Consider the following 26509-nt stretch of genomic DNA (forward strand, 5'->3'; position numbering starts at 1 on the left):
CCCTATCTTGCGAGCCAAGGCTTCCGGTACACGTCTTGCGACGGCTATGTAGCGGCTCAAATCGGCCTTATCACTCGAGAGCGCCGCCATAATGACGGTTCGCTCATAGCCAGCGTCCTCGAGATGTTTTGCAAAGAGCGCCTTTTCAATGAACGAAAGGTCGGCCCTGTCCAGGTTTTCCCGGCCCTGGGCAACGACCAACTCCTCATCTGATAGCTTGCGAACGATCGCCTTGACATTCCGATTCAGCTCCGCGAGCGCGCGAAGACGTCGACGGCCATAGGCAATCTGGTACCGGCCTTCCAACGTCGGGTGCGGCCGCACGAGAATCGGCACCTGCTGACCGTGCGTTTCTATACTCGCCTTCAGCTGGTCGAATCCGGGATCACCATCGGCAGGCAATCTATCGGCGATTGGCGACGGATCGATCAAGTTCGGCAACAGCTCTACGACATGATCACCGGCGCTCAGTTGCTCTTGGAGCTTCGCTGCGGCACGCGCGCCCTGAGTGAGCTCTTGGAGCGACGTGCCCATGGCGCCAATTGCGCCGGTGCGTACGCGCTCTGGATCCTTCGCTGGGGACGCGTGCGGGGCAGGGGCTTCCGCTTTCTTGAGGAACAGGCTGTTGATGGCGTCTTTCCGGCTCATCTGCCCCCTCAGCTCCGCTCATGTTGGGAGCTCCCAACTGGACGCCATCCACGCACTGCGGTTGGGAGCTCCCAACAGGCGATTCCGTCACCGAGAGAAGTTTGATCGCATGGCCATCTGGCGACCTGACGGGTTCGGGCTTGACCCCGTACCGGCGATCATTGCGGCGGCGTGCAGGTGAAGCGACTGCGCCCTTGAGCGCAATCCCGGTTCGTTCAGCCATGATCGAGTTGGGAAATCCCAACTGACAGCTTGGAGCCATCATCGGGTTCGCCCCCATGCTACCTTCATCAACCCTTCGACCTCCGCGTTGACGGCGTCGAGCGATTCCATCGCGCGATCATAAGTGGCCCGGGTAAGGTTCTCTCTCCCGATCTCATATAGCGTCTGTTTGGTGAGCCCTGCATCGGAGACCGCCGCAGACTTGACCATCGGATTGGTCATTACGTGGTCGTCAAACAGGTTGCGCAGGAGGGCCGCCACCTTGGTCTGGGGGCATCCTGCGGCTCGAAGCGCGTCAACAAATAGCGGATAAAGTCGTACTCGAGTCGTCCGCCGGCTTCCCGGACCACGCTCAGGAGATCCCGCGTCATCAAAAGGAACTGGCTCATCGACGAGACATCGAGCATCTGCGGATGCACTGTCACAATCATCGACGTTGCCGCACACAAGCCAGATAGCGTCAAGAAACCCAGCTGCGGCGGGCAGTCAATGACAACCACGTCGTAATTATCAGAAACGGTGTCGATCGCGGTCGCGACCCGGGTAAAGAATATTCCGTCCCTAGCCTCCGATCCGTCGGTCAAGGCCTTTGGAGTGGTATGCTCAAACTCCATCAGCTCCAGATTCCCAGGAACGAGGTCCAGGCCATCGAAGTAGGTGGGACGGATTACTTCGCTGAGCGGACGGCGAAGGTCGTCGTAGCGAATAGCCGCATATAGCGTTTCATTTGCACGCACGTCCGTTTCAGGCAGCACGCCAAGAAGCGCCGACAGACTGGCTTGGGGATCCAGATCAACGGCCAGGACGCGATAGCCCTGGAGTGCAAGGAATTGCGCCAAGTGGGCCGACGTGGTGGTTTTCCCGCTCCCGCCCTTGAAATTGGTGATCGCAAGAACCTGGAGATGCTCGCCGGGGCGACGATGGGGAATGAAATCTCCCGCGTCACGCCCTCGCGTGCCGGTTGCCAGAATCTGCCTGATTTCGTTGATCTGCCCAAGAGTGTAGAGTCGCCTGCCGTTCGAGGTGGTCTTCGGCTGAGGCCCTTCGCCAGCGAGCGTCATCTTGCGCAGCGTGGAGTCCGATACTCCCATGAGCTTCGCCGCCTCGCCCGAGGTGAACAGGCGCAGGGTCTTGCGAGACGTCGGCGGGAACAGCATCTCGCTCATCGCTTGCAATTGCGAGCTCAACAGTTCGGCATGCGCGCCGATTGCCTCATCTGCTGCCAAGGTTGTGCCAGCGTTCACACTGACGGCTTCAGTCACGGACATAGTATCTCATCACGGTGGAAGCGCATTTCGCGCAAATTCTCCGTGACGATACCTAAGGTGCGTTACCTTGCAAGGACTTAATGGTTAACGACTCCTTGCGGCAAGAGGGTTCGCTGATTCCCGTTTCGGCTATTTGTCGTCATTTACGTCGGTTTTTCGGCTACTTATGAGAAACACGAAAATGCCTACGCCCGCGAGTGCCCTGTAAGATTCAAGGGGGTAACTGCAATCGGGAGTGCCGGCAGCGGCTCCCGTGCCGCGCAGTTTCATCGAGAATCGCAGCGACTCACACACCTCTCGGATTCGATGGGATGCCCCGGGACCGCGGCCGAGGCCACATTTTTGCATTGTTTCCGGAAAGCCAAGCATGCTCGAATCCGCACTTAATCGATCACAGAGAACAAGCCTGCCTCTCACCAGTTAGCGGCGGCGACTGCAGACGAAAATGGGGCGCTGACTGCCGGTGCGGCGGAGATCGAAATTGGGAGTAGTGTATATGCCCTCGGGACCCAAGCCGACGATAGCCGCCCCATCGTTTCCGGCGAGCTTCCGATAGGAGACCACAGATCGAGGGACTTCTACCTGCTCCCTTGTCCGCCCCAACCTTCTTCGGGGAGCTGAACGACTTCGCCTGCCATCTCGTCCACCTTGTCCTTGTCGCGGGTATCCTTCTTTGCGCCACGCAGCTCGTCGCCTTTTCAGGCGCCTCCGGCGCATCCATCGGATCGTTCGCGGCAGCTCTCCTGATCAGCGAGATAGAAGGGGAGGGGGCATGTCTGAGCCCACCGTTTCACTCGCCCGATCGCCGATCCACCGCGCGCTATCGCGCCCCAAACCACTACTGGGCGCCGACCGAGCGCTGTCCTGATGGCCGGACTCGCCGCCATCATTGGCCGGGGTAACGCTTCAATGTTCGGGTGGAGAAGAATCTTCTGCTTCCGATACGTGCTGCGACTATTGAGGCGGCGTACTATAACGCGCGCCTCTCTGAGCAGCCAGCGGATCCGGAAGAGGCACGTCCTTTCCAATGTCGATCGGCGGCGGATCATTGCTGACGCCTTGCGCCCGGGCTAGGTGGCGATCAACTCACCTGCCATCGGATTGAGTAGCGCTATGTCATGCTGGGTTACCCCCGCCCGGTGCAGCGGCCGTCGGGTCTGGTGAACTTCGCAGGGCCGATAGACACTAGCCTCAAGCAACTGCGCTGACACCGGCCGCGCTCTGGAAACGACCAGATCCGATCGGCAAAGAACGACGTACCAACGGCGTTCAACAGACCCGGGCCGAAGACCAGTCATCCAGCAGAATTCGGGCATCGCGTGCGGCAGAAATGAATGCGTTTACGCGCATAGCTGGGAGGCTTGCGGCCCTTTATGACTTCGAGACAGGCCCGCATGGCTCTCTCCCGCTTCTTTTGGCCTCTGTCCGGCCAATCCCTGAGCAGTATTTCCGCGGCGTGCTTGGTGGAGAGCACGACCTTGTCTCGATCGATGCGACCGGGCTGCACGCGGACCGGCTTGTGGAAACGCAATTTACTCATTCCTAATGTTAGGGCAGCCCATGGCCAATCTGCAAGTGGCGTACCGGCATACTTTTGGGGGCGGCACGATGCGAACATGTATTTCGAGCAGTGCAGCCCTTATGCCAAACGGCAATCGATTGTCTCAGCTGTTCTACGCTTCGCAGACAAAGCCCATGCCCTGAGATGGCTCGCCTCAACCAGTCGGCTGCTCGCTAGGGCCGGCAGGTGGGGCAGGGCCGCACGTCACTCCAACCCAGCTTAGCCGCTTTGCTAAAGGCAACCTCGCGCTCATAGGGGCCGTGCCATTGGCCATTTCTGGATGAATCGAGTTGCTGGAACCCTTCTTTGGCCGCACAGAAGCCACACTCGGCGACGTGGACCCGGACCCGGCCTTGTGCCCGGTTCTCGTAGATGAAGTAATGCACGGCCCACGCCCCCAAACAATGTTCGCGACGTAATGGCGGAACGATCGACACGTCAAGCGGAAGAAGGTTGGTTGGCGTAGGTTGGAATTGTGGCTCTTAGATCGCGGAAGACCGGGGAGGCGCCTCCTTGGATCAGCAATGCACGACGAACCGCTAGGCTTTAGATGGTGCGGAACCGCCTGATCGGCTTGCCCGGCGTGAGCGCCTCGGCTGCTGCAACGATCCCGAGCGCGTCGATCCCGTAATGGCGATAAAGCTCGGCTATCGATCCGGTCTGCCCGAAATGCTCGATACCCAGGGGCCTCAGCCGATGACCGTGCACCGAGCCTAGCCAGCCGAGCGTTGCAGGATGACCATCTATCACCGTAACGATGCTGCAATGAGCAGGAATGTCGCTGAGTAGTCTCTCGACATGACTTGTTGCGTAGGCAAGGCCGGCTTCGCGCGCACGCTGTGCCGCTGTCCACCCGGCATTGAGGCGATCTGCCGAAGTTATCGCAAGGAGACCTACGTCGCGTCGGTCTTCACCTAACATCCCGGTTGCTTCTATTGCCTCGGTGGCGACCACACCGGTGTAGGCAATGATGACTTCGGCGTTGGGGCCCGGCTTTCGCATCCAATAGCCGCCGTTGATGACGTCTGCTCGCAGTTCTGGTGTCATATCCCGTTTCGGTTGGTCGAGGGTACGGGTTGACAGCCGCAGATAGACGGAGCCGCCGATTGCGTCGCGTAGCCATGTCATTTGATCTGGCTCGGCCTCGCCAGACCGCTGCATGTACTCGAAGCCCCAGCGCATGATGGTCGCAAGTTCATCGACGAATGCCGGTTCGAAACTTGCCAATCCGTCTTGAGACATCCCGATGAGAGGGGTTGCGATCGACTGATGCGCTCCTCCTTCGGGAGCTAGCGTCACGCCTGAGGGCGTGGCAGCGATCATAAACCTTGCATCCTGGTAACAGGCATAATTCAGAGCATCGAGGCCGCGTTCAATGAAGGGGTCATAGAGCGTGCCAACTGGCAGTATTCGCTCGCCGAAAATCGAATGTGAGAGCCCGAGTGCCGATAGCAGAACAAACAGGTTCATCTCCGCTATGCCCAGTTCCATGTGCTGGCCGCGCGGGGAGAATGTCCAGTTGTAGGTTGAGGGTATGCGCTCGGATCTGAAAAGATCGGGAGTGGTCTGCCTTGAGAAGAGACCGCGGCGATTGACCCAGGCGCCCAGATTCGTCGACACCGTTACATCTGGCGAAGTCGTGACTATGCGATCTGCCAATGGTTCACCGCCCTTGGCAATCTCATGCATGATCAGACCGAAGCCCTGTTGGGTCGACATGGTGGGCTGATAGGTGAGGGAAAGCCGCTCGGGCACTGGGATGTCGGGGGCGACAAATCTGCGGCGGCCGCGCTGGGTAAATGGCACCCGGGCAAGATAGGTGCGCGCCTGAGCCTGGCTTACCGACAGGCCCTCGAACGGATCCCACTCGTGGCCTTCCCGAACGTTCATGGTCTCTCTGAAAGTCTCCAACTGGCCTGGGGTCATCAATCCGGCGTGATTGTCCTTGTGTCCGGCAAGCGGCAGTCCGTAGCCCTTGATCGTGTAGGCAAGAAAGCAGACGGGGCGGTCATGTGAGCGCGCTTCCTCAAAGGCTGCGAGCAATGCTTCGATGTCGTGACCGCCAAGATTGGACATCAGCAGCTCTAGTTCGCTGTCATTGCGTCTCTCGATCAGTTGCGAGACCGGACCCTGATCTCCAAGATCGTCCAGCAAGCGCTTGCGCCACGCTGCTCCTCCCTGGAAGGTAAGGGCGGAGTAGAGTTGGTTGGGACAGGCATCGATCCATTCGCGCAGCTTCTCGCCGCCAGGCTCAGCGAAGGCAGCCTGTTGCCGTTTTCCATATTTGAGGATGACGACGTCCCAGCCAAAGTTCTGGAAAATGGCTTCGAACCGGGTCCAGAGGCCCTCCCGCACAACAGCGTCAAGGCTTTGGCGATTGTAGTCGATCACCCACCAGGTATTGCGCAACCCATGCTTCCAGCCTTCCAGCAGTGCTTCGAAGATATTGCCCTCGTCCATTTCCGCGTCGCCGACGAGCGCCACCATCTTGCCCCCGGTTGGGTGTCGGCCCATCCTTTGGCGCGCACGTAATCCTGCACCAGAGAAGCGAAGATCGTCTGGGCCACTCCCAGTCCAACGGAGCCTGTCGAGAAGTCGACGTCGTCGACGTCCTTGGTGCGAGACGGATAGGATTGCGCACCCTTGTAGCCGCGAAAGTTCTCCAGCTTGTCGCGAGTCTGGTTGCCAACCAGGTACTGGATCGCATGGAAGAGGGGGCTTGCATGAGGTTTGACCGCGATGCGATCTTGAGGCTGGAGCGCATGGAAATGGAGCGCTGTCATGATTGTCGACAGCGATGCGGAGGACGCCTGGTGGCCGCCGACCTTTAGGCCATCACCGTTGTCGCGCACGTGATTGGCGTGATGGATCGTCCAGGTGGCTAGCCACAATACCTTGCGTTCAAGTTCACTAAGCATCTGCAAATCGGCCATGACAATCTCCCGCTGGATGCGTCGATCCTACAAGGATTGAACCGCCCCGGGTTTGCCGGAGGCCGTTTCTTTTGAGTCACGCGGCCATGGCTGGTTCTTCCAGCATGGCGTAGTAGCGTTCCTCGGCTTCCGCCGGCGGGATGTTGCCGATGGGCTCCAGCAGCCGGCGATTGTTGAACCAGTCGACCCAGGTCAGCGTGGCGAACTCTACGGCCTCGAAGCTACGCCATGGCCCGCGCCGATGAATGACCTCGGCCTTGTAGAGGCCGTTGATCGTCTCGGCGAGAGCATTGTCGTAGGAATCGCCCACACTGCCGACGGAGGGTTCGATGCCGGCTTCGGCCAGTCGCTCGGTGTAGCGGATGCTGACATATTGAGACCCCCTGTCGGAATGGTGCACCAGGCCGCCGCGGTGGATGGGCCGCCGTTCGTGCAGGGCCTGTTCGAGAGCATCGAGGACAAAGCCCGCATGGGCGGTCCTGCTCACCCGCCAGCCGACGATGCGGCGGGCATAGGCATCGATGACGAAGGCCACGTAAACGAAGCCGGACCAGGTGCTGACGTAGGTGAAGTCCGACAGCCACAGCCTGTTCGGCGCGGGGGCATGGAAGACCCGGTTCACATGGTCGAGCGGGCACGGGGCGGCCTTGTCCTGCACCGTGGTGCGGATCGGCTTGCCGCGGATGACGCCCTGAAGGCCGAGGTCGGCCATCAGCCGCTCGACCGTGCAGCGCGCGACGGCGAAGCCTTCACGCAGCATCTGCCGCCAGACCTTGCGCGCGCCATAGACCTCGAAGTTCTCGGCGAAGACGCGCTCGATCTCAGGCCTCAGGACACCGTCCCGCTTCGCCCGCGCCGACAGCTTCTCCGGATCGACGCGCTTGGCGACGTGGTCGTGGTAGGTCGACGGGGCGATCGGCAGAACCTTGCAGATCGGCTCGACCCCATGGACCCCGCGGTGATCGTCTATGAACCCGATCATCGTTTGAACGGGCGGTCGAGCTCCGCCTGGGCAAAATAAGCGGAAGCCTTGCGCAGGATCTCGTTGGCCTGCCGAAGCTCCCGGTTCTCCCTCTCTAGCGCCTTCAGCTTTGCCGCCATGTCCGTCGGCACACCGGCGCGCTTGCCGGCGTCTACCTCGGACTTCTTCACCCACTCGTTCAGCGTCTGGCCCGTGCAGCCGATCTTGGACGCGATCGACATGACCGCAGCCCACCGGGAGGGATGTTCATGTTCGTGATCCAGCACCAGCCGCACGGCTCGCTGGCGCACTTCCGGGGAAAACTTGTTCGTCGTCTTGCTCATGATGGCTCCACCTTCTCAGGAGTTGGAGCCTCCGGCAAACCCGGAGCGGTTCATACACGGCACCACGATGATGTTCCTGTTTGCCGTGCCTGCGGTCGAAGCCCTTGGCGTGATGCTGTTGCCTCAGATGCTTGCCGCGCGTGACCTGCCCTTCCCACGGCTCTCCGCCTTCGCCGTCTGGGCCTATGTCGTGGGCGGCCTCGTCTTCTTCTCGACCGTGTTTTACGATCTGGCGCCCAAAGGCGGCTGGTTCATGTACACGCCTTTGACACTCAAGGAATTCTCACCAGGCGACAACGCTGATTTCTGGCTGCTCGGCATTGGTTTCATCGAAATATCGGCGATCGCCGGCGCCGTGGAAATCGTAGTGGGCACACTCAAGACACGGCCGCCGGGTATGTCGCTGGCTAAGATGCCGATCTTCGCCTGGGCGATGCTCATTTTTGCGGCGATGATCATCTTCGCCTTTCCCGCAGTCATCCTGGGCACCATGCTCCTCGAAATCGAGCGGTCATTTGGCTGGCCCTTCTTCTCAGCCGACGGAGGCGGGGATCCACTGCTTTGGCAGCATCTATTCTGGTTCTTTGGCCACCCGGAGGTCTATATCATCTTCCTGCCGGCCGCTGGCCTCGTCTCGATGATCGTCTCGACGATGGCGCGACGGCCCTTGGTGGGGCATGACCTCATTGTCGTCGCCCTCATAGGCACCGGCTTCTTCTCGTTCGGCCTTTGGGTCCACCACATGTTCACAACGGGGATACCGTCGCTGAGTCTCGCATTCTTTTCGGCAGCGAGCATGGCGGTTGCCATACCGTCCGGCATCCAGGTGTTTTCTTGGATTGCAACGATCGCGGCCAGCAAGGAACGCTTCCGGATCAACACGCCTTCGCTGCTCGTCCTCGGGTTCCTGTTCATTTTCACTATGGGCGGGCTTACCGGCATCATGGTGGCGCTGGTGCCAGTCGATTTCCAGGTGCACGACTCCTACTTCGTGGTTGCCCATTTCCATTACGTGCTGATCGGCGGGATGGTCTTTCCGTTGTTTGCGACCTTTTATTACTGGCTTCCGATGGTGAGCAGGAACATGCTTTCCGAGCGCGTCGGGCGTTGGGTTTTCTGGCTGATGTTCATCGGCTTCCACGTTACCTTTTTCCCAATGCACATTACGGGCCTGCGAGGCATGCCGCGGCGCGTCTGGACCTATCCCGGCGACGTCGGGTGGGACGCACTCAACATGATCTCCACCGTGGGCGCCTACATATTTGCCGCAGGCGTCGCGCTCTTCGTTGTGGACCTGGCAAGGCGCTTCCGGCCTGTCATCACGGGATCGGCGGGACCGGATAACCCATGGGGCGCCAGCACACTCGAATGGCTTCCCAACGACGTCTATTCAACGCGCAGCATTCCCCTGGTCACCAGCCGCGACCCACTGTGGGACCAGCCCAATCTTCCTGAAGAGGTGGAGAAGGGACGTCACTTCCTGCCCAACGCGCCGACGGGCGGCCGCGAGACGATCGTCACGAGCGCCATCGAGGGGCGTCCGCAATATATTATCCGCATGCCAGGGCCGGGATACGCGCATGTGATTGCGGCGATCTTCACCGCGGCGTTCTTCCTGTTGCTGACCATCAAGGCAGTCACGATGGCGGTCATATGCAGCGTCGTCGCGATCGGTGCGATGCTGGTTTGGACCTGGGGACTGGACAAGGGGCCTAACGCAGGCGAGGTCGACATCGGGGCGGGCGTCAAGCTGCCGACGTATATGAGCGGACCCTCCTCGCACGCGTGGTGGGCGACTGTCGTCCTCGTTCTGGTCGCCGGTTCACTCTATCTCGCCTACGTTTTTCGTATCTCTACCTTTGGGTGGTCTCACCCGAGGTGTGGGCGCCGGATGGCTCGCCATCGCTTCCCGGTGTCGTTTGGCCATGGACGTCAGCGGGGCTTGTTTTGGCCGGTGGTGTCTCGCTCATGGCTGCCAACAGCTTGCTGCCGGAACCAGGCCAGCGCGGGGTTGCCGCGCCGCTGCTGTTCGTTCTTACCGCTGTCTGCCTCGTGGCAGCTGTTGCTAGCAATCTCTGGGGCCACTGGCAGAGCGGTCTGCGCCCGACTGAGAATGCCTACGGAGCCATGGTCTATATGGCCGGTGTGCTCGATGGGCAGCTCGCATTTGCTCTTGTCATGATGCTTGCTGTTGCCGCTGCGCGATGTTTGGCCGGGCGCCTCGATCACATCCGCCGGGTCAGCTATGAAAATGTAGCGCTGCTTTTCGGGTACGCTCTGCTGCAGATGCTGTTCGGTCTTCTTCTCGTCCACGGCTTTCCGAGAGTGATGTCGTGACACAAGATATCCCCGCACCTCGGCGAGACCCCTCGACCATCGCAACGATGCTATTCCTCCTTTGGGGCCTGATCGTGTGGGGACTGCAATTTTCCCTCGTCTATGTGGGCCACACGTTCCTATGCGCGCTGGGCGGGCAAGAGCATACGTCATCCATCCTTGTCGGTACCGCGACGGTTTTTTCAGTCGCATTAATCGCGCCAATCGTCATCACCCCTGTCCAGGTGTCGCGGTTAACCGGACTGGAACGGCAGAGGCCGGACACGAACGCGATCATTACGATTGCGCGGCTCATCGGAGCACTCTCCCTTATCGCTGCCATCTGGACCGGCTCGGCCGCGCTTATCGTTCAGGCTTGCGTTTCCCTACGGTGAGAACGCTCGTCCTCCTTCATCTGCGAAAGGCTTTGCACGGGCATGATGACGATATCGTGCACGCGCCAATCCAGTGATTTCACCGTCGCAGCTGCCTCCATAATCAGGGTCGTCAGCCGAGCTGTACCAGCTTTGGGCACCACGAAGGCTTCGCCCATGAAGAAGTGCCCCTCTTCCCGGAGGTGAACCGCTCCGGGTTTGCCGGAGGCTCCAACTCCTGAGAAGGTGGAGCCATCATGAGCAAGACGACGAACAAGTTTTCCCCGGAAGTGCGCCAGCGAGCCGTGCGGCTGGTGCTGGATCACGAACATGAACATCCCTCCCGGTGGGCTGCGGTCATGTCGATCGCGTCCAAGATCGGCTGCACGGGCCAGACGCTGAACGAGTGGGTGAAGAAGTCCGAGGTAGACGCCGGCAAGCGCGCCGGTGTGCCGACGGACATGGCGGCAAAGCTGAAGGCGCTAGAGAGGGAGAACCGGGAGCTTCGGCAGGCCAACGAGATCCTGCGCAAGGCTTCCGCTTATTTTGCCCAGGCGGAGCTCGACCGCCCGTTCAAACGATGATCGGGTTCATAGACGATCACCGCGGGTCCATGGGGTCGAGCCGATCTGCAAGGTTCTGCCGATCGCCCCGTCGACCTACCACGACCACGTCGCCAAGCGCGTCGATCCGGAGAAGCTGTCGGCGCGGGCGAAGCGGGACGGTGTCCTGAGGCCTGAGATCGAGCGCGTCTTCGCCGAGAACTTCGAGGTCTATGGCGCGCGCAAGGTCTGGCGGCAGATGCTGCGTGAAGGCTTCGCCGTCGCGCGCTGCACGGTCGAGCGGCTGATGGCCGACCTCGGCCTTCAGGGCGTCATCCGCGGCAAGCCGATCCGCACCACGGTGCAGGACAAGGCCGCCCCGTGCCCGCTCGACCATGTGAACCGGGTCTTCCATGCCCCCGCGCCGAACAGGCTGTGGCTGTCGGACTTCACCTACGTCAGCACCTGGTCCGGCTTCGTTTACGTGGCCTTCGTCATCGATGCCTATGCCCGCCGCATCGTCGGCTGGCGGGTGAGCAGGACCGCCCATGCGGGCTTTGTCCTCGATGCTCTCGAACAGGCCCTGCACGAACGGCGGCCCATCCACCGCGGCGGCCTGGTGCACCATTCCGACAGGGGGTCTCAATATGTCAGCATCCGCTACACCGAGCGACTGGCCGAAGCCGGCATCGAACCCTCCGTCGGCAGTGTGGGCGATTCCTACGACAATGCTCTCGCCGAGACGATCAACGGCCTCTACAAGGCCGAGGTCATTCATCGGCGCGGGCCATGGCGTAGCTTCGAGGCCGTAGAGTTCGCCACGCTGACCTGGGTCGACTGGTTCAACAATCGCCGGCTGCTGGAGCCCATCGGCAACATCCCGCCGGCGGAAGCCGAGGAACGCTACTACGCCATGCTGGAAGAACCAGCCATGGCCGCGTGACTCAAAAGAAACGGCCTCCGGCAAACCCGGGGCGGTTCAGAGGCGTACTTCCGCCTGCTGCACTCAGTCGAGATTTTCCAGCGTCTGCCGCACCTCTTCCGGCAGGTACTCCCAGTCTGATCCGTCAGTCTTCATTGGCCTGCGATCCGCCAGGTCGGTTACGGCGACACTTAAATTGGCCCAACCGTCGCGCATGATGCTGCCCGAGACAACAATCGCAGCGAAGGGGTCGAGCCACCAGATGCCAACGCCCAGTCCGATCACACCGGCCGCGGCGGCCGTTTCCGACATCCAGTCGGCGCGCATGATCGCCGCGTCCGCATGCAGGATTTTGTCGTGCAGGCAGGGTGCTAGCCTTGTCTTCATGCGCCCAGGAAGAAGGATGGACGGCCGTGTAGAGCAGGGCTATCAGCATCGGCCAGCCGGCCCAGATCGAATGCCCCAGGAATGTGACTGTGCCGATAGTCGCCTTCTCCTGAGAAATCAGTTTCAGACCACCCTCGATCAGCAGAAACAACCCCATTGTCGACAGCGCCAACGCTGCGATGAGGTGGCCGATCGAGGTTGCGCGGTGCAGGCCGTAGGGAAAGTTGTCGGTGGGCGCGCGCCGCGCCAGCCTGGTGCAGACGAGGAACGCCACTGCCGGCACTATGCTGACCGCGTCCTCGAAGAAGCTCGTGCGCATTGCCTGCGAACTGCCCATGACGAAGAATAGAAACGCAGTGGAGCTGGCGATATAGCCCACCGCGATCCACTCCAGGCGCCGAGCCCGCGCGTAGACGTAGGCTATCTCTTGCGGAAATTCATGTGCGGTGATGGTTCTCACGGTCCCGCCTCCGTGGCTGATCGACCCGTACTGCCGGAACGCTTGAGCGACGGTTGGGTTCGCCCAGTATGGAACATCGGGCGATGGAACCCGTTCCAACCATTTGGAAGAGGACGATGGCTAGATCGACAAAAGACTGGTCTGCAAAGGTGACCGAGGAGAGTGACGCGCTCGATCTCGAAGAAGATGTCTTTCTACGGGACGACCCCAAGGACGTCGCGCGTTCGCTGAAAAGATCAGCTGAACGAAGCGACCGACGTAATACCGAGCCGTTTCGCTCCGCGATGTCGATGCTGACTTTCTACATCAACCGTGCGGGCAAGAACTTGCGCGCCAGACGACGCCGCGTGCTCGAGGATGCGAAGGACGAACTACGAACGCTCTATGGCAGGAAGAGGAAGAACTGATGACTGCGAAACAGACGGCGAACAGGCGAGAGACCGGAAAGCGGATCGCGAAGCCTGTGCGTAGCGACGATCCCTCCCACGCGTTTTCTCAGGAGGCGGCAGAAAACCGGAAACCTGCCGGACGTTTCGGTCTGTCTGAACCGGTCGACCAAACGCAGGCGCAGACCCACAAGTCGGAAGGTGTGGATCCAAGCAGAAAAACGACACGCCGGTGATCGGTAGACGGCTTTCAACCCTTACCGCGAATGGCAAAATGGAGAGTGCCTACTGGGTAACTCCATACGGCTCACGAGAGAGATCGTCGACGAGGTTTAGGGTGCAACACATGCTCCAGCCCCGGAGGATAATACGTCCAAAGATTCATTTGACCGGTGCTATTGGTACCCCTGCGCCTGCTTGTAGAGATCGCCGAATTCGTCGGTCTGGGCGTTCCAGCCCCAACCAAACTTGGCCTTCTCCCGCAGCTTGCCGACGATGATCGAGCCGTCGGCACCGGCATTCTCGGCGATCTGGCGGACCGGCGCCTCGATCGCGCGGCGTACGATCTCAACTCCCGTCCGCTGATCCGCGTTGTCGACCGGGATGGTCTCCAGTGCCTTGGCCGCCCTCAGCAGAGCAACACCACCGCAAGGCAATGCACCCTCTTTGAAAGACACTATCATTTGCCGGACCACCCCTCCTCCAGCTCTATGTCTGGCAGGAATACGACCTTGCATCCAACTTCCCCGAACTGCGCGGATTCCTGGAATACTGGAGGGAGACGCTGGAAGGGCCGCTTCATTTCGTGCACGTCGCCCACCACCGTCTAATCAGACCATCGGAATGGAGGGCCTTCGACGGCATCCTATCGGTTCACTGAGCGATCTGGGCGGTATTTCCAGTCTTGCAAGCCGGCCAGCCCCACACAGGGCTAACTGTAGCATGGTAGCCAGGCATCAGGTGGGCATGTTTCGCGGCCTTGATGAAGCGTCGTCTCGCTGCTTTTGCGCTGCACCAGCCGTCGAGCGCATTACGGCACGCCATGCATGCCTTTCGCCAGCTGCGTCCGCGGGCCCATAGCGGCCACTCATTCTGGAGACATTCGATTGCCTCAAAGCTGGTTGCAACCTTGCGCTGGCTGCCGCGGGCAAAACCACGGTCACCGGCTCGGAAAACGTGACATCATTCATCACTTCCTCCGCTTGTTTTGGTCGTCTTTTGAAAACGTAATTGGCCAAGCAAACCTTGGGCCCTCGTCCAAGATGGGCAACGACTGTTCTCTCTTCAAGGAGCCAGAGGCCGCCGCCGCACGGCATCATCTCTCGTCATCATCATCCAGTATGTCGATCAGCCTGCTGACCATGGGACCTGGCAGCGGACGTCCGGCACCGATGAGCGCTTCCTCGTTGTTGAGCCATTCCCATGCCTCGCGCAACTCTTCTATCGATGCTTCCGAGGCTATCAGTTCCACGACCAGCACTTCATCGGTGGGTCCCAGAACAGATATGACGTCAGCGCGTGTGATCGGCATGTTCAATCCTCCATCGGTTCAACATGCTTGAAGCCATGATGGCAAACCCAAGGTCACGTCCAAAGTTCCGCCGGTTCGAAGAAGGCCTTGACGGGCCAGCACTGAATTCCCAAATCGATATTGCCGGTTGCCTGCGGGGCCGGCATGGTCAGGAGCGCCGGCTTCTTGGCGCTCCTCGTACCCATGTTGCTCAAACGGAGGATATGGCTATGAGAACCGCATTCGACTTTTCACCACTCTACCGGTCAAGCATCGGCTTCGACCGCGTTTTCGACCTGCTCGAAAACGCCAGCCAGACGACTGCCGTCGATAACTGGCCTCCTTACGACATCGCCAGAACGGGCGAAGACGCCTACCGCATCACGATGGCGGTGGCTGGCTTTGGTCAGGACGAATTATCCATAACGCAGGAACGGAACCTGCTACTGGTCTCTGGCCAAAAATCCCCAGAGGATGAAGGAGAATACCTGCACCGCGGCATCGCGGGCCGGGCCTTTCAGCGCCGCTTCGAATTGGCCGACCACGTCCAGGTGACCGGCGCCGGCCTCGAAAACGGCCTGCTGACCGTCGATCTCAAGCGTGAGATTCCCGAAGAGATGAAACCGCGCCGGATCGAGATCGGCAGCGCCGATACGCCCAAGGTCGAACACCGCAAGGGCGGAACCGACAAACAGGCTGCCTGAGCGGTCCCGTACGCGAGAGCTGACAGGGCCGGGCTGTAGGCCCGGTCCTCGTCGACGGCTTTGTTGCGAACTACCGAAACTGAAAGGAGAATGACAATGAGTTTGCGTGACGTGATCCCTTGGAACCGGGAGCGAGGTCAGGTTCCCGCCGTGTTTCGCGACGGCGATACGCGCGACCCGTTCCTCTCGCTGCATCGCGAGATGAACCGGCTGTTCGACGATGTGTTTCGAGGCTTTGGTGGCCATGCGGCTACCCTCGGCAGAGCCTCATCGTTTGGTGGAAGTTGGCCCAACGTGGAGGTGTCCGACAACGAAAAGGAAATACGCGTAACCGCTGAGGTCGCCGGCCTCGAGGCGGAGGACATCGAAGTGCTGCTCGAGGATGGCGTGCTGACGCTACGGGGCGAGAAGAGAGCCGAGTCCGAGGAGAAGGATCGTCGATTCTCCGAACGCTTCTACGGCCGCTTTGAGCGCCGGATACCGTTCGGTTATGAAATCGACGACGATAAGGTAAGCGCAGATTTCAAGAGTGGTGTTCTCACCGTCACTCTACCCAAAACCGAACGCGCTCAGGCAAAGAGCAAGCGGATTACAATTAACGGTACTGGTTGAACCTGCCTACCGCTCGAAGGCTGCGAAACCAGCCAGCCTTCGGACGGTCTTTTCCGCCGCCCCATAGAGCTTGGGATGTGCCGCACGCAATGATCGAGAGGAGCCCCCTCGTGCCCGCGTCAAAGCAATCGAGCGCGCAGCGTGACTATGCTGCCAGAAGCCGAGAGTGTTCGGAGCTTGTAGCGTACATCCGATAGGTTTTGGGATCGACGGTAGCGGTCCTCCGCCACCAACGCCGCCGTTGCCCTCTACATTGCGATATTGCCGCCGTTCACCACATCGCTAAATGTTATGATCAAAACGGCCCTATTTTGGCTATAGTTTTCCGCACCAAGCCCTTGGCTGGCAGGGGAGCGGAACGCATGATACCATCGCAGTTCACGGACGCGCAGAAGACGTTCATCATCGATCAGGCGCAGGATGGGACGTCTGTTGGAGAAGTCTCCCGGAAGGCAGGCATCAGCTAGGCGACGTGCTCTGTGGATGCTAGAACTTGACGTCACGGCTAGCTCGGAGAAGCGACCGCGAAGCAGTAATGCCTGGCCTAGCTAGGAATCCGCCGACAGCCTTAAGCGACCAGCCGACAGCCTTCGGTTCGGGAGTATGAAATGATGTTCGGTACAATTATGCCGTTGCGGCGCGCAAATGCAGCGAAAGTGGCACGCACGGTTTCGGCGTCAATCTCACCGGCAACGCCCGCCTTACAGGCGTTGAGTATCACCATGTGAGCCCCGTTGCGGCTGGAATCGGGCCAATCGCGAAGCAGTGCGTAGGCCTCCAGCACCGTTTCGATACGTCTGGGAATGCCATTCCCACCAGAATCATGATCGGCTCCTCAATGGATAGATGCGGCATGTGTCGATCCTTTCCTAGATAATTGTCGCGGCGCCGCTGTGCCGGCGAGAAGGCTACGTCCCTCCAGTGGAACTTGCATCATTGTCAACGATGCGGGCTTCAGTGGTTGGCACGTTGGTGTTGCGCTCGTCGAGACAATCTGCACGGTCTCCCTAGTATCAGGCACGGGCAACGAACTGTGCAGTCTGACTAGCACCTCGAGCCACGCCGCCACGGCGAGCGGCACATGAAGTTCCTCATCATCGTCTCTTTGAGATGGTTGCACGCGCTAAGTAAGGTGGGGATGGCTCTAGTCATCGGATAACCAGAAGCAGGCGGTTTCCGCCGCGAAACAAATCGAGCGCAATGGTGCCGCGCGCGGCACGCAAGGCGCTTGAGAGGTCCTCCCTCGATTGAACGGGCTGACGATTCACGGCGACGATGACGTCTCCGGCGCGCAGTCCTGCCATCGCGGCAGCGCTGTTGGGCTCCACCGTTTCGACGAAGACGTTTCCGGAGGCATCTTGTAAGATCGCTCCGGACAACTTCTGGGGGAATGTTGCGGCGATCGCGCCACCATTGTCAGCTTCGATTCGAACCCGGGCCACATTTCTTTCACCGTCGCGCAGCCAGGCGATCTCAACAGTCGAGCCAACCGGCGTCAGCCCGATACGGTTTCTCAGATCGGGCGCCCCAGTGATTTCCTGCCCATCCACTGCAACGATCACGTCGCCTGCCTGAAGGCCGACATGTGCCGCTGGCGCCTGCTCTTCGACGCTCCCTACAACCGCGCCCCTTATCCTCTCGATGCCGAGCGCCTCGGCCAGGTCGGGCGTCAGATCCTGAATTGCGACGCCAATTCGGCCCCGACTGACCTGACCGTGCTCTATGAGTTGCCGCATGACCGCCTGTGCCATGTCGATCGGTACTGCAAATCCGATTCCAACATTGCCGCCGGCCGGCGCGATGATCGCGGTATTGATGCCGACGAGGCGGCCATCCCCCGTGATCAGTGCCCCGCCCGAATTGCCTGGGTTGATCGACGCATCTGTCTGTATGAAGTCCTCGTAGCCCTCGACATTGATGCCGCTGCGGCCCAGCGCGCTGACGATGCCGGACGTTACCGTCTGGCCAAGGCCGAAGGGATTGCCGATGGCAACGACGTCATCGCCAACCCGAAGCAGATCAGGGTTACCGATCGGCAACTCAGTCAGCCTTTCGGCCTCAATCTTCAATACCGCGATGTCGGTGGCCTTATCGCTGCCGACAAGCTCCGCCGCAAAGCGACGACGGTCCTTCAACGTCACGGCGATGTCACCGGCGCCTTCAATGACGTGGTGATTGGTCAGAACATAGCCGTTCGCGGCATCAACAATGACGCCGGAGCCGGCACTCATCTTGTGTCGCTGCTGCGGCATCTGCGGCAGGTCGAAGAAGCGGCGATAATAAGGGTCGTTGAACAGCGGGTTGGTTTCTGCCGGCGCGCGCGAGGTTACGGCGATGTTGACGACAGCCGGCGTCACATCTTCCAGCACATCTGCAAGGGAACGCGCTTCGACGGTTTCCGCAAATGGAGATTGTGCGGCGACGGGGCCACGGCGCATCCCGAGAAGGCCAGGAAAATGGTGGTGACAACAACGGCGAAGAATCGCTGCGCACGCGGTGGCATATACACGATCATCTTCAGTCTCCCGAAAACGTCCTTCTCCCTGGTTCGGAAGGCGGCGGTCGGGTCTGCCGCCTTCGTCGGTGTCAAAAAATCATCCAGCCGCCATGAGCGGCATTGGCTCATCCCTCGCGGTTACGCGTAGGTGACGGCCGTGAGGCGCTCTGCGCTGACAGAAACATCAGTGTCGAAGCCACTGTCCGGCGGTTCCACCCGGCAGTTTCCGCCTTGGCAAGCAACCCTTCAAGCCACGGCTTGAACGTTGAGCGGCATTCCGCCTGATGGCCAACGAAATCGCTCGGCGGACAATTCGGTGGAGCGATCGTGCCGATATTGGGGACCATGTTCATGACAGCCTCCCTGATCGATGATGCCTGCGCCCGTAATCGGGCGCAGGCTTCGCAGTTGATCTAGAAGTCCATTCCTGCGCCGGCGGGCAGGGCGGGCGCGGTGTCCTTCTTCGGCTTCTCAGCCACCATCGCCTCGGTCGTCACCAGCAGACCGGCTACGGAGGCTGCGTCCTGCAATGCGGTACGAACGACCTTTGCCGGGTCGATCACACCCTGCTTGTAGAGATCGCCGAATTCGTCGGTCTGGGCGTTCCAGCCCCAACCAAACTCGGCCTTCTCCCGCAGCTTGCCGACGATGATCGAGCCTTCGGCACCGGCATTTTCGGCGATCTGGCGGACCGGCGCCTCGATCGCGCGGCGGACAATCTCCACACCCGTCCGCTGATCCGCGTTGTCGACCTGGATGGTCTCAAGCGCCTTGGCCGCCCTTAGCAGAGCAACACCGCCACCAGGCAGTACGCCCTCTTCGACCGCGGCGCGCGTAGCGTGCAACGCATCGTCCACTCGGTCCTTGCGCTCCTTCACCTCGACCTCGGTCGAGCCGCCGACGCGGATAACAGCAACGCCGCCAGCAAGTTTGGCGAGACGCTCCTGGAGCTTCTCGCGGTCGTAGTCCGAGGTCGTCTCCTCGATCTGCGCCCTGATCTGCTTCACGCGACCTTCGATTTCAGCCTTGGAGCCGGAGCCGTCGACGATCGTGGTATTCTCCTTCTCGATGACCACCTTCTTGGCGCGGCCCAGCATCTGAAGCGTGACGTTTTCCAGCTTGATGCCAAGATCTTCGCTGATTGCGGTACCGCCGGTAAGGATGGCGATGTCCTCGAGCATAGCCTTGCGGCGATCGCCAAAGCCCGGTGCCTTGACCGCAGCCACCTTGAGGCCTCCGCGCAGCTTGTTGACTACAAGAGTCGCCAGAGCCTCACCCTCGACATCTTCAGCAATGATCAGCAGGGGCTTTCCGGACTGGACCACAGACTCGAGAACCGGAAGCAGTGCCTGAAGATTGGAGAGCTTCTTCTCGTGGATCAGTACGTAGGGCTCGTCGAGCTCCACGCGCATCTTGTCCTGGTTGGTGATGAAGTAGGGCGACAGGTAGCCGCGGTCGAACTGCATGCCTTCGACGACCTCGAGTTCGGTCTCGGCGGTCTTGGCTTCCTCGACGGTGATCACGCCCTCATTACCGACCTTCTGCATGGCCTCCGCGAGGAACCGACCGATCTCCGTATCCCCATTGGCCGAGATGGTACCGACTTGCGCAATCTCGTCGTTCTTCGAGATCTTTCGGGCATTCGCCTTGAGCTCGGCGACCACTGCGTCGACGGCCTTGTCGATGCCGCGCTTTAGGTCCATCGGATTCATGCCGGAGGCCACGGCCTTGGCACCTTCCTTCACGATCGCCTGGGCGAGCACCGTCGCCGTGGTCGTGCCATCGCCGGCGAGATCGTTTGTCTTGCTCGCGACCTCGCGCACCATCTGGGCGCCCATGTTCTCGAACTTGTCTTCCAGCTCGATTTCCTTGGCGACAGTCACGCCATCCTTGGTGATGCGCGGTGCGCCGAACGATTTGTCGATCACGACATTGCGGCCTTTGGGCCCAGCGTGACCTTTACCGCATTGGCGAGGATATCGACGCCGCGCAGCATCCGCTCGCGCGCGTCGGAATGGAACTTGACTTCCTTGGCAGCCATTGGATCACTCCTTCAGTAGGCAGCTTTCGTTGACTGGTTGAGAAACGGAAGAAGCCTTAAGCGGCCTTCTTCAGTGCGGCGGTCGCATCGATCACGCCCATGACGTCACTCTCCTTCATGATGAGGAGGTCTTCGCCGTTGAGCTTGATCTCGGTACCGGACCACTTGCCGAACAGGATGCGGTCGCCAACCTTCACGTCGAGCTCCACCAGCTTGCCCGCTTCGTCGCGGGCACCGGAACCGACGGCGATGACTTCGCCTTCCTGAGGCTTTTCCTTCGCCGTGTCGGGTATGATGATGCCGCCAGCCGTCTTTTCCTCGGCTTCGATGCGGCGGACCAGGATGCGGTCATGCAATGGACGGAACGTCATCTCGTTCTCCTTCAGGACAAACAAATTTTGAGAGGTTCCTCCGCACCGGACCGGGGTCCGGCACGGGGCGCGCAACCCTTTCGGCATTACGCGCACATGGAGCTAGTTTGAGAAATTTGACGTTTCAAGAGGGCTGGCGAAAAATTTTGGCACTTGATCGTTACGAGTGCTAGGGGCCTGAAATCGTGCAACTTTCTACGGCGCCCGGATCACTAAAAGGCTTGATTTTTTCGAAGGAGACGGCAAAATTTTCGCCATGGTCGCGTTCTTGAAACGCGCCAGCAAAAATGGTCGCAACTGGAGTTTGGAACGGCAATCCGAAAGGAGGTAAGCTATGGGCCGAACCGATTTCTCAACGATCATTCCGTCACTCGCGCCTGAAGCAGAGGATGTCGCGCTTGATCGTCTGTTGTCCCCATCGCGCCATTACAAGCATCCCGATGATGTTGTTCGCGACCCGGAGCTAAATATGGGCGAGAAACGCGCCATTTTGTCATCCTGGGCGTCAGATGCGTGCGCGGTTGAATCGATGCCGACCCTGCGCCGCCCGCCGGGTATTCCACAGCCAATCTCGTTTAATGTCATCATGGATGCCCTGCGTCGACTGGATCACCCGGACGAGGCGAGAGCGATGGCGCGCAAGGCGATGCCGGATGGGCATTGGCAGCAACTGGATGCCTGACGTTCAAACGGGAACTTGGAGACTTGAATGGCCAAGACGGTGAGCAGAGAGTTTCATTTGCAAATGGAAGGATATGGCCTGACCACGGCAGAAATCCACTATCACATGCCGGACCATCCCAGCCTTCTTCAGCTCTATGTCTGGCAGGAATACGACCTTGCGCCCGGCTTCCCCGAACTGCGCGGGTTCCTGGAATACTGGCGCGAGACGCTGGAAGGGCCGCTTCATTCCGTGCGCGTCGCCCACCACCGTCTGATCAGACCATCGGAATGGAGGGCCGTCGACGGCATCATATCAGTTCATTGAGGGACAAGGTCGGCGGTAGGCCGAGCGACAGACGGCTTAGGGTGCGTCGCTGCGCAGCGGATGCCTTGTGACCACCGATATTGCCGCAGTTCCATCAGGTCTTTCCGAGGATACAATTGCGTCCGCTTTGCTAAGAAGGTGCCGGCCTCGCCCCTAGCTCTGCTATCCAGCCACGCGCACTCCGCCGCTGGGAGCAGTGTGGACCTGGTCAATGACGGTTTGCAGGGCGTTCGGCACAAAAGCACCCGCGTGTTTCTTATCGCCGCAACAGAGATATGCCTTTCAACGCAGATAAGGCAGCAGCCAGACGATGTAGAGTTCTTGTTCGTCCTCCACCGATAACGGCCGATCGCACCGCTTAGGTGTGTCGGCTCTCGCCGCCTTCCCTTTGGTCTGCGTTTCGGGCTTGCCGCTGACGGCTCCAGGTTTGAACCAGCATCTCAGCTCGCGCTTCACGGTCTGCAGGACCTTCGTCAGGAGCTTCCGAGCGCCGTAACTCCTCGCACATCAAAGCGAGATCGCGCGGTGTGAATATACCATTGTTAACGGGTTTGGCGGACATCATAGCCATCTCCGAACCTTTGGGGCGAGAGCATGATGGTCGCAAACAGCCGTCAGCGCCCTTAGAAGATGGCTGACGATGCACCCAGTCTCACAGATTGCGGGCTTGCTGGCCAGTCACTTCATATTACGGTCGGTGGGCAGCCTGGGGGTTCACGCAGGATATTATGTTCTGTCACTGTTGAGATAACTGGTTCGCACTCTTAACGCGTTACCTGCTTCAGTTGGAAGAAATGCCGGGGACATCGGCGTTGCGGTCATATCACGTCAGTTCGCCGCCCCTGCGCCTGATGTGAACTCTGCAGCCTACGACCCCTGACTGGCAACCTCGGCTTTGTGAAACAACCGCTGCGCACCCAACTAAGGTTTCGGCCCTTGGCGGGAGGCCGCCTCGGATACTGATCGACGCTTCCCAGCACCGTTCGACGTGTTGCTATAACTAACGGTCGTCGCGTTTAATGAATTGATGCCTGTTATCCAGAACACCGGGCTTCTCAGGCAGGACAGCCAGAGCCAGCCCCGCGTCATCGAAGATACGAAACCACTCATCCCATCCCACGAGCTCGAACCCGCCGGCATGGAGGTCGCTCCGCTTGATCCTGATCTTCCTAGGCCACTTGATCGAAGGCGATAAGGAGATGCGGTTGAACGCCCGGTTGTGACGACACATCGACTACGGCTGGCACGCCCATGCGTGCCGCTGCCCAAGCTCGTATCGCATTGTGGTCCGTCAAGATCTGCTGTCTAGCCATAGTGCCCTCCTGCCGTGGAAGCACAACCAACCGTGCCCACTCATCCTTGCTTTGGGACATTTCGTCTACTGCACCGCATCCTGGGAAGAGGCGAAGACATCACACTTCGTCGAAACGACTTCCTTCGCACGAAGGCCTTCGCGACAGGGCGGCCTCGTCATCATCATTTGGCAACGCCTCGTCTGTCAACGGCGGAGCAAAAACCGGCCATTGGGCGGCGCAAAACCAGGCCACTGGCGCTGCTGCGAGCGGGGAACGTCGGGAGGGCGTAGCCCGACCAGAGTTTTCCGCTCGCAGCAGCGGCGATCTTATTGGTGAGGGTTGGGGGTTTTTCGTGCCCGGCTTTGCGCGAGGCGATAGCTGTCGCCGTTCATCTCGAGGATGCTGACGTGGTGGGTCAGCCGGTCGAGGAGTGCGCCTGTGAGGCGCTCGGAACCGAAGGTTTGGGTCCATTCGTCGAAGGGCAGATTGCTGGTGATCAGGGTGGAGCCACGCTCGTAACGCTGCGAGATCAGCTCGAACAACAGCTCGGCGCCGGTTTTGGAGAGCGGCACGAAGCCCAGCTCGTCGATGATGAGCAGCTTGTAGCCCGCCATCTGCTTCTGGAAGCGCAGAAGACGGCGTTCGTCGCGCGCCTCCATCATCTCGCTGACGAGCGCGGCCGCTGTGGTGAAGCCGACGGACAATCCCTTCTGGCAGGCCGCCAGGCCGAGGCCGATCGCGACGTGGGTCTTGCCCGTGCCGCTGGGGCCGAGCGCGATGACGTTCTCGCGGCGCTCGATCCATTCGCACCGCGCCAGTTCCAGCACCAGCATCTTGTTGAGCTTCGGGATGGCGGCGAAGTCGAAGCTGTCGAGGCTTTTTGCGGCGGGGAACTTTGCCGCCTTGATGCGGCGTTCGACCATCCGCCGTTCCCGATCGATCAGTTCCAGCTCGACCAGCCGGGCAAGGTAGCGGACATGATCCACGCCCTCGACCGCACATTGCCGGGCAAGTTTGTGGTGCTCACGCAGGAAGGTCGGCAGCTTCAAGGTCTTGAGGTGGTGGGCGAGCAGGAGTTCTGGAGCATCGCTGCTCATGCCGGTTCCTCCTTACGGTCCAGCAGGCGCATATAGGCCTTGGCCGACGTCTTCTCGACAGTGGCTCTGGGCAGATAGGGATAGATGTCGAGGTCCAGCTTTGGTGGCCTGCGTTCGGCCCGGCACAGGACGAGGTGCTTCACGGCGTCGAAGCTGATGGCGCCCAGATGCAGCGCCCGCTTCACGGCTGCGTGCAGATCGGCCAGATCGAAGCTTTCCATCAGGCGCAGCACCTGCACATAGGCGCGCCGGCCCTGCTTGCCCATCCGTGCTTCCATGAGGCGGCGCAGTGTCGTGAACGCCTCCGGCAATTCCCAGCCCTGTAGCGGTGCCGCTTGGTCGAGCGCGTTGATCTTCTGCTCGATCAGCGGCAGGTAATGCAGTGGATCGAAGACAACCTCCTCGCGCTCATAGCTGCGCGGATGACGGGCAATGATCCCCCGCCGCAGCCAATCACCACCTCGCCGACATAGCCACGGATCCAGACGTCCTGGTGGCCGTAGGCGACCGGGACGGAGTAGTCGTTGGTCCTGTAGCGCACCAGCGCCTGCGAAGTGACCCGACCGCTGGCATGGTCGCAAGCATCGAAGGGTGATGCCGGCAGTGGGCGCATCGCCACCAGATCGCGCAGCAAGCGTTCGCCGATCGTCTCGCTCTCGCCGCGCAGCCGGTCACCCTGGCGCTTGCGGCACTGCTACTCGAGCCACAGATTGAACTCGTCCCACGATGCAAAGTGCGGAATCGGCACCATGAAGTTGCGGCGCACATAGCCGACCAGACCTTCGACGCTGCCCTTGTCATTGCCCTTGCCGGGGCGGCCGTAACGATCCCGGATCAGATAGTGGGACAGGAAGCCGCTGAACAGCGTTGCCCGCTTGCGCGTGCCGTCGGGCAGGATCTTCGCCACCAGGCAGCGGTCGTTGTCGTAGACAATCGACTGCGGCACGGCGCCGAAGAAGGCGAACGCATGGATATGGCCGTCCACCCACGCTTCGGCCACCGCCGCAGGATAGGCGCGCACATAGCAGGCATCGCTGTGCGGCAGATCGAGCACGAAGAAGTGCGCCTTCTGCTCAACGCCGCCGATGACAACGACAGCCTCCCCGAAGTCGGCCTGTGCGTGCCCCGCCGGGTGCGCCAGCGGCACGAACATCTCCTGGCCGCGCCGATCCCGCTCGCGCATATAGTCCTTGATGATCGTGTAGCCGCCGGCAAACCCGTGCTCGTCGCGCAGCCGGTCGAACACCCGCTTGGCCGTATGGCGCTGCTTGCGCGGGACCGCACGGTCCGCATCAAGCCACCGATCGATGACAGCGATGAACGCGTCCAGCTTCGGACGCCGAACCGGAGCCTGCCGCCGATAGCCCGGCGGAACCGAATACGCCATCATCTTGCGAACCGTGTCGCGCGAGATGCCGAAATGCCTTGCTGCCTCGCGCTGGCTCATGCCTCCGTCGCAAGCCACGCGAACCTTCAGATATAATTCCACGGTGTAGATCCCTATTCCCTCCCTGCGCCACGCAGAAAAGGGAAAAAGTGGACGACTTTTACGCCGCCCGCAGCCGGACAATCCCGCCGCTACCGTGGTCTAGTTTTCCACCGCCGTTCTCAACCTGGCGCAGTTTCGCGACAATCTCTTCGGGCTTGTGCTTCTTCTGGGGCATTCCAACGTCCTCTCTAAAGGCTCAATAGCCTACTTCAGGGAGGACCACTTTTCAGGGGGCAGACCACCACGATACTCTACCTGCAAACCCAAAACCGCGTGGTCGCAGTCAGTCTGGTTGCTTAAGGACAAAGATTGGGAATAAGTTATTCGACGCCAACCTTTAATGAGGCGGAGTTTCTCTCCGCCTATTATGGCCGCCACGACGGCCGAGAAAGCAAGGCCAAGCTTGCGCGAAATCTTGAGATTGGTGAAAGACACTTTCAGCACCGTCGTACGGTACCGGCAGTCTGCCGACACTCCCCCACGCATCGAAGGTGATGCGCGAATGCGACTATCGCCGGTCTCGCCTAGCAAGTTGCTAATACAATCCACCAGCGAACGTCATATGGGTCGCTTCAGATGCC

Annotated in this window: 16 protein-coding genes, 9 pseudogenes and 2 other annotated features; of the genes and pseudogenes, 9 read left to right on the forward strand and 16 right to left on the reverse strand. The window is 60.3% G+C overall.

Going from position 1 to position 26509, the window contains the following annotated elements; all coding sequences use genetic code 11:
* Positions 1-48: 48 nt before the first annotated feature.
* Together repB and repA are read right to left on the reverse strand one after the other, a co-directional pair.
* A pseudogene (gene repB, locus HK436_RS33250) lies at positions 49-648 on the reverse strand (plasmid partitioning protein RepB); the annotation flags it as partial.
* Between the two features lie 261 nt (positions 649-909).
* Positions 910-2138, reverse strand: a pseudogene (repA, locus tag HK436_RS25230) (plasmid partitioning protein RepA).
* 772 nt (positions 2139-2910) lie between these two features.
* On the opposite strand from repA, the pseudogene HK436_RS31845 reads away from it, so the two are divergent.
* Positions 2911-3029: pseudogene (locus HK436_RS31845) on the forward strand (VirB3 family type IV secretion system protein); the annotation flags it as partial.
* A 403-nt stretch (positions 3030-3432) separates the two neighbouring features.
* On the opposite strand, the gene HK436_RS25235 reads toward HK436_RS31845, so the two are convergent.
* From HK436_RS25235 to HK436_RS25245, 3 genes and pseudogenes are all read right to left on the reverse strand, one after another.
* Positions 3433-3756, reverse strand: coding sequence for a DUF982 domain-containing protein (locus HK436_RS25235; RefSeq protein ID WP_312860736.1), 324 nt, complete (start codon positions 3754-3756; stop codon positions 3433-3435).
* Between the two features lie 489 nt (positions 3757-4245).
* Positions 4246-6632: pseudogene (locus HK436_RS25240) on the reverse strand (thiamine pyrophosphate-binding protein).
* 76 nt (positions 6633-6708) lie between these two features.
* Positions 6709-7937 (reverse strand): IS3 family transposase gene (locus tag HK436_RS25245; RefSeq protein ID WP_173187516.1). Its coding sequence is split into 2 segments (ribosomal slippage): positions 6709-7649 and positions 7649-7937, totalling 1230 coding nucleotides; the frame shifts between segments, so codons are not numbered across the junction.
* Positions 7540-7656 (reverse strand) — a sequence feature (AL1L pseudoknot). (Overlaps the previous gene by 117 nt.)
* Positions 7938-7989: 52 nt before the next feature.
* Between HK436_RS25245 and HK436_RS25250 the strand changes: the two are divergent.
* Positions 7990-10274: pseudogene (locus HK436_RS25250) on the forward strand (cbb3-type cytochrome c oxidase subunit I); the annotation flags it as partial.
* A gap of 349 nt (positions 10275-10623) precedes the next feature.
* Here HK436_RS25250 and HK436_RS25255 read toward each other — a convergent pair.
* On the reverse strand, positions 10624-10806 hold the full coding sequence (locus tag HK436_RS25255; protein WP_173194424.1) for a hypothetical protein: 183 nt from the start codon (positions 10804-10806) through the stop codon (positions 10624-10626).
* 78 nt (positions 10807-10884) lie between these two features.
* Between HK436_RS25255 and HK436_RS25260 the strand changes: the two are divergent.
* Positions 10885-12112: pseudogene (locus tag HK436_RS25260) on the forward strand (IS3 family transposase).
* Positions 11166-11281 (forward strand) — a sequence feature (AL1L pseudoknot). (Overlaps the previous pseudogene by 116 nt.)
* Positions 12113-12236: 124 nt before the next feature.
* On the opposite strand, the gene HK436_RS25265 reads toward HK436_RS25260, so the two are convergent.
* On the reverse strand, positions 12237-12938 hold the full coding sequence (locus HK436_RS25265) for a cation efflux transmembrane domain-containing protein (protein WP_173194425.1): 702 nt from the start codon (positions 12936-12938) through the stop codon (positions 12237-12239).
* A 116-nt stretch (positions 12939-13054) separates the two neighbouring features.
* On the opposite strand from HK436_RS25265, the gene HK436_RS25270 reads away from it, so the two are divergent.
* Positions 13055-13345: a DUF3175 domain-containing protein gene (locus HK436_RS25270; protein ID WP_173194426.1), complete on the forward strand. Its 291-nt coding sequence runs from the start codon at positions 13055-13057 to the stop codon at positions 13343-13345.
* A gap of 392 nt (positions 13346-13737) precedes the next feature.
* On the opposite strand, the pseudogene HK436_RS25275 reads toward HK436_RS25270, so the two are convergent.
* Positions 13738-13992 (reverse strand): annotated as a pseudogene (locus HK436_RS25275) (TCP-1/cpn60 chaperonin family protein); the annotation flags it as partial.
* Between the two features lie 83 nt (positions 13993-14075).
* Here HK436_RS25275 and HK436_RS33810 point away from each other — a divergent pair.
* Positions 14076-14204, forward strand: coding sequence for a hypothetical protein (locus tag HK436_RS33810; RefSeq protein ID WP_376769214.1), 129 nt, complete (start codon positions 14076-14078; stop codon positions 14202-14204).
* Here HK436_RS33810 and HK436_RS33815 read toward each other — a convergent pair.
* Together HK436_RS33815 and HK436_RS25290 are read right to left on the reverse strand one after the other, a co-directional pair.
* On the reverse strand, positions 14198-14431 hold the full coding sequence (locus HK436_RS33815) for a DUF982 domain-containing protein (protein ID WP_173194566.1): 234 nt from the start codon (positions 14429-14431) through the stop codon (positions 14198-14200). The genes HK436_RS33810 and HK436_RS33815 overlap by 7 nt on opposite strands.
* A gap of 208 nt (positions 14432-14639) precedes the next feature.
* Complete coding sequence (locus HK436_RS25290) at positions 14640-14855, reverse strand: hypothetical protein (protein WP_173194428.1); 216 nt, start codon at positions 14853-14855, stop codon at positions 14640-14642.
* Positions 14856-15064: 209 nt separating this feature from the next.
* Here HK436_RS25290 and HK436_RS25295 point away from each other — a divergent pair, with 209 nt between their 5' ends.
* Both HK436_RS25295 and HK436_RS25300 read left to right on the forward strand, forming a co-directional pair.
* Positions 15065-15538 (forward strand): Hsp20 family protein, encoded by a 474-nt coding sequence (locus HK436_RS25295; protein WP_173194567.1) that lies wholly within the window; start codon positions 15065-15067, stop codon positions 15536-15538.
* A 96-nt stretch (positions 15539-15634) separates the two neighbouring features.
* Positions 15635-16150 carry an Hsp20/alpha crystallin family protein gene (locus tag HK436_RS25300; protein WP_173194429.1) on the forward strand — a complete coding sequence of 172 codons (516 nt, stop codon included), beginning with the start codon at positions 15635-15637 and terminating at the stop codon, positions 16148-16150.
* A 568-nt stretch (positions 16151-16718) separates the two neighbouring features.
* Here HK436_RS25300 and HK436_RS25305 read toward each other — a convergent pair.
* From HK436_RS25305 to groES, 4 genes and pseudogenes are all read right to left on the reverse strand, one after another.
* Positions 16719-16934, reverse strand: a complete 216-nt coding sequence (locus HK436_RS25305; protein ID WP_312860737.1) for a DUF982 domain-containing protein — start codon at positions 16932-16934, stop codon at positions 16719-16721.
* A gap of 364 nt (positions 16935-17298) precedes the next feature.
* Entirely contained in the window at positions 17299-18588 is a 1290-nt protein-coding gene (locus HK436_RS25310) for a Do family serine endopeptidase (RefSeq protein ID WP_173194430.1), read from the reverse strand.
* A 472-nt stretch (positions 18589-19060) separates the two neighbouring features.
* Positions 19061-20688: pseudogene (gene groL / locus HK436_RS25315) on the reverse strand (chaperonin GroEL).
* 56 nt (positions 20689-20744) lie between these two features.
* Entirely contained in the window at positions 20745-21059 is a 315-nt protein-coding gene (groES, locus tag HK436_RS25320) for a co-chaperone GroES (protein ID WP_173194431.1), read from the reverse strand.
* A 334-nt stretch (positions 21060-21393) separates the two neighbouring features.
* On the opposite strand from groES, the gene HK436_RS25325 reads away from it, so the two are divergent.
* Positions 21394-21741 carry a hypothetical protein gene (locus HK436_RS25325; RefSeq protein WP_194248645.1) on the forward strand — a complete coding sequence of 116 codons (348 nt, stop codon included), beginning with the start codon at positions 21394-21396 and terminating at the stop codon, positions 21739-21741.
* 27 nt (positions 21742-21768) lie between these two features.
* Complete coding sequence (locus tag HK436_RS25330) at positions 21769-22047, forward strand: usg protein (protein ID WP_173194432.1); 279 nt, start codon at positions 21769-21771, stop codon at positions 22045-22047.
* A gap of 1621 nt (positions 22048-23668) precedes the next feature.
* Here HK436_RS25330 and istB read toward each other — a convergent pair.
* Positions 23669-24439 (reverse strand): IS21-like element helper ATPase IstB, encoded by a 771-nt coding sequence (gene istB / locus HK436_RS25335; protein WP_173194433.1) that lies wholly within the window; start codon positions 24437-24439, stop codon positions 23669-23671.
* Positions 24436-25928: pseudogene (istA, locus tag HK436_RS25340) on the reverse strand (IS21 family transposase). Before istA ends, istB begins: the two are co-directional and overlap by 4 nt.
* Positions 25929-26509 lie beyond the last annotated feature (581 nt).

Source organism: Neoaquamicrobium sediminum (assembly GCF_013240295.1).
GTDB classification, from domain to species: domain Bacteria; phylum Pseudomonadota; class Alphaproteobacteria; order Rhizobiales; family Rhizobiaceae; genus Aerobium; species Aerobium sediminum.

Excerpts from the sequence above, each read along its gene's own strand:
- HK436_RS25235 (WP_312860736.1), bottom strand. The coding sequence starts at position 3,756 with ATGTTCGCATCGTGCCGCCCCCAAAAGTATGCCGGTACGCCACTTGCA.
- HK436_RS25255 (WP_173194424.1), bottom strand. The coding sequence starts at position 10,806 with ATGGGCGAAGCCTTCGTGGTGCCCAAAGCTGGTACAGCTCGGCTGACG.
- HK436_RS25270 (WP_173194426.1), top strand. The coding sequence starts at position 13,055 with ATGGCTAGATCGACAAAAGACTGGTCTGCAAAGGTGACCGAGGAGAGT.
- HK436_RS25290 (WP_173194428.1), bottom strand. The coding sequence starts at position 14,855 with ATGCCGATCACACGCGCTGACGTCATATCTGTTCTGGGACCCACCGAT.
- HK436_RS25295 (WP_173194567.1), top strand. The coding sequence starts at position 15,065 with ATGAGAACCGCATTCGACTTTTCACCACTCTACCGGTCAAGCATCGGC.
- HK436_RS25300 (WP_173194429.1), top strand. The coding sequence starts at position 15,635 with ATGAGTTTGCGTGACGTGATCCCTTGGAACCGGGAGCGAGGTCAGGTT.
- HK436_RS25310 (WP_173194430.1), bottom strand. The coding sequence starts at position 18,588 with ATGCGCCGTGGCCCCGTCGCCGCACAATCTCCATTTGCGGAAACCGTC.
- groES (WP_173194431.1), bottom strand. The coding sequence starts at position 21,059 with ATGACGTTCCGTCCATTGCATGACCGCATCCTGGTCCGCCGCATCGAA.
- HK436_RS25325 (WP_194248645.1), top strand. The coding sequence starts at position 21,394 with ATGGGCCGAACCGATTTCTCAACGATCATTCCGTCACTCGCGCCTGAA.
- HK436_RS25330 (WP_173194432.1), top strand. The coding sequence starts at position 21,769 with ATGGCCAAGACGGTGAGCAGAGAGTTTCATTTGCAAATGGAAGGATAT.
- istB (WP_173194433.1), bottom strand. The coding sequence starts at position 24,439 with ATGAGCAGCGATGCTCCAGAACTCCTGCTCGCCCACCACCTCAAGACC.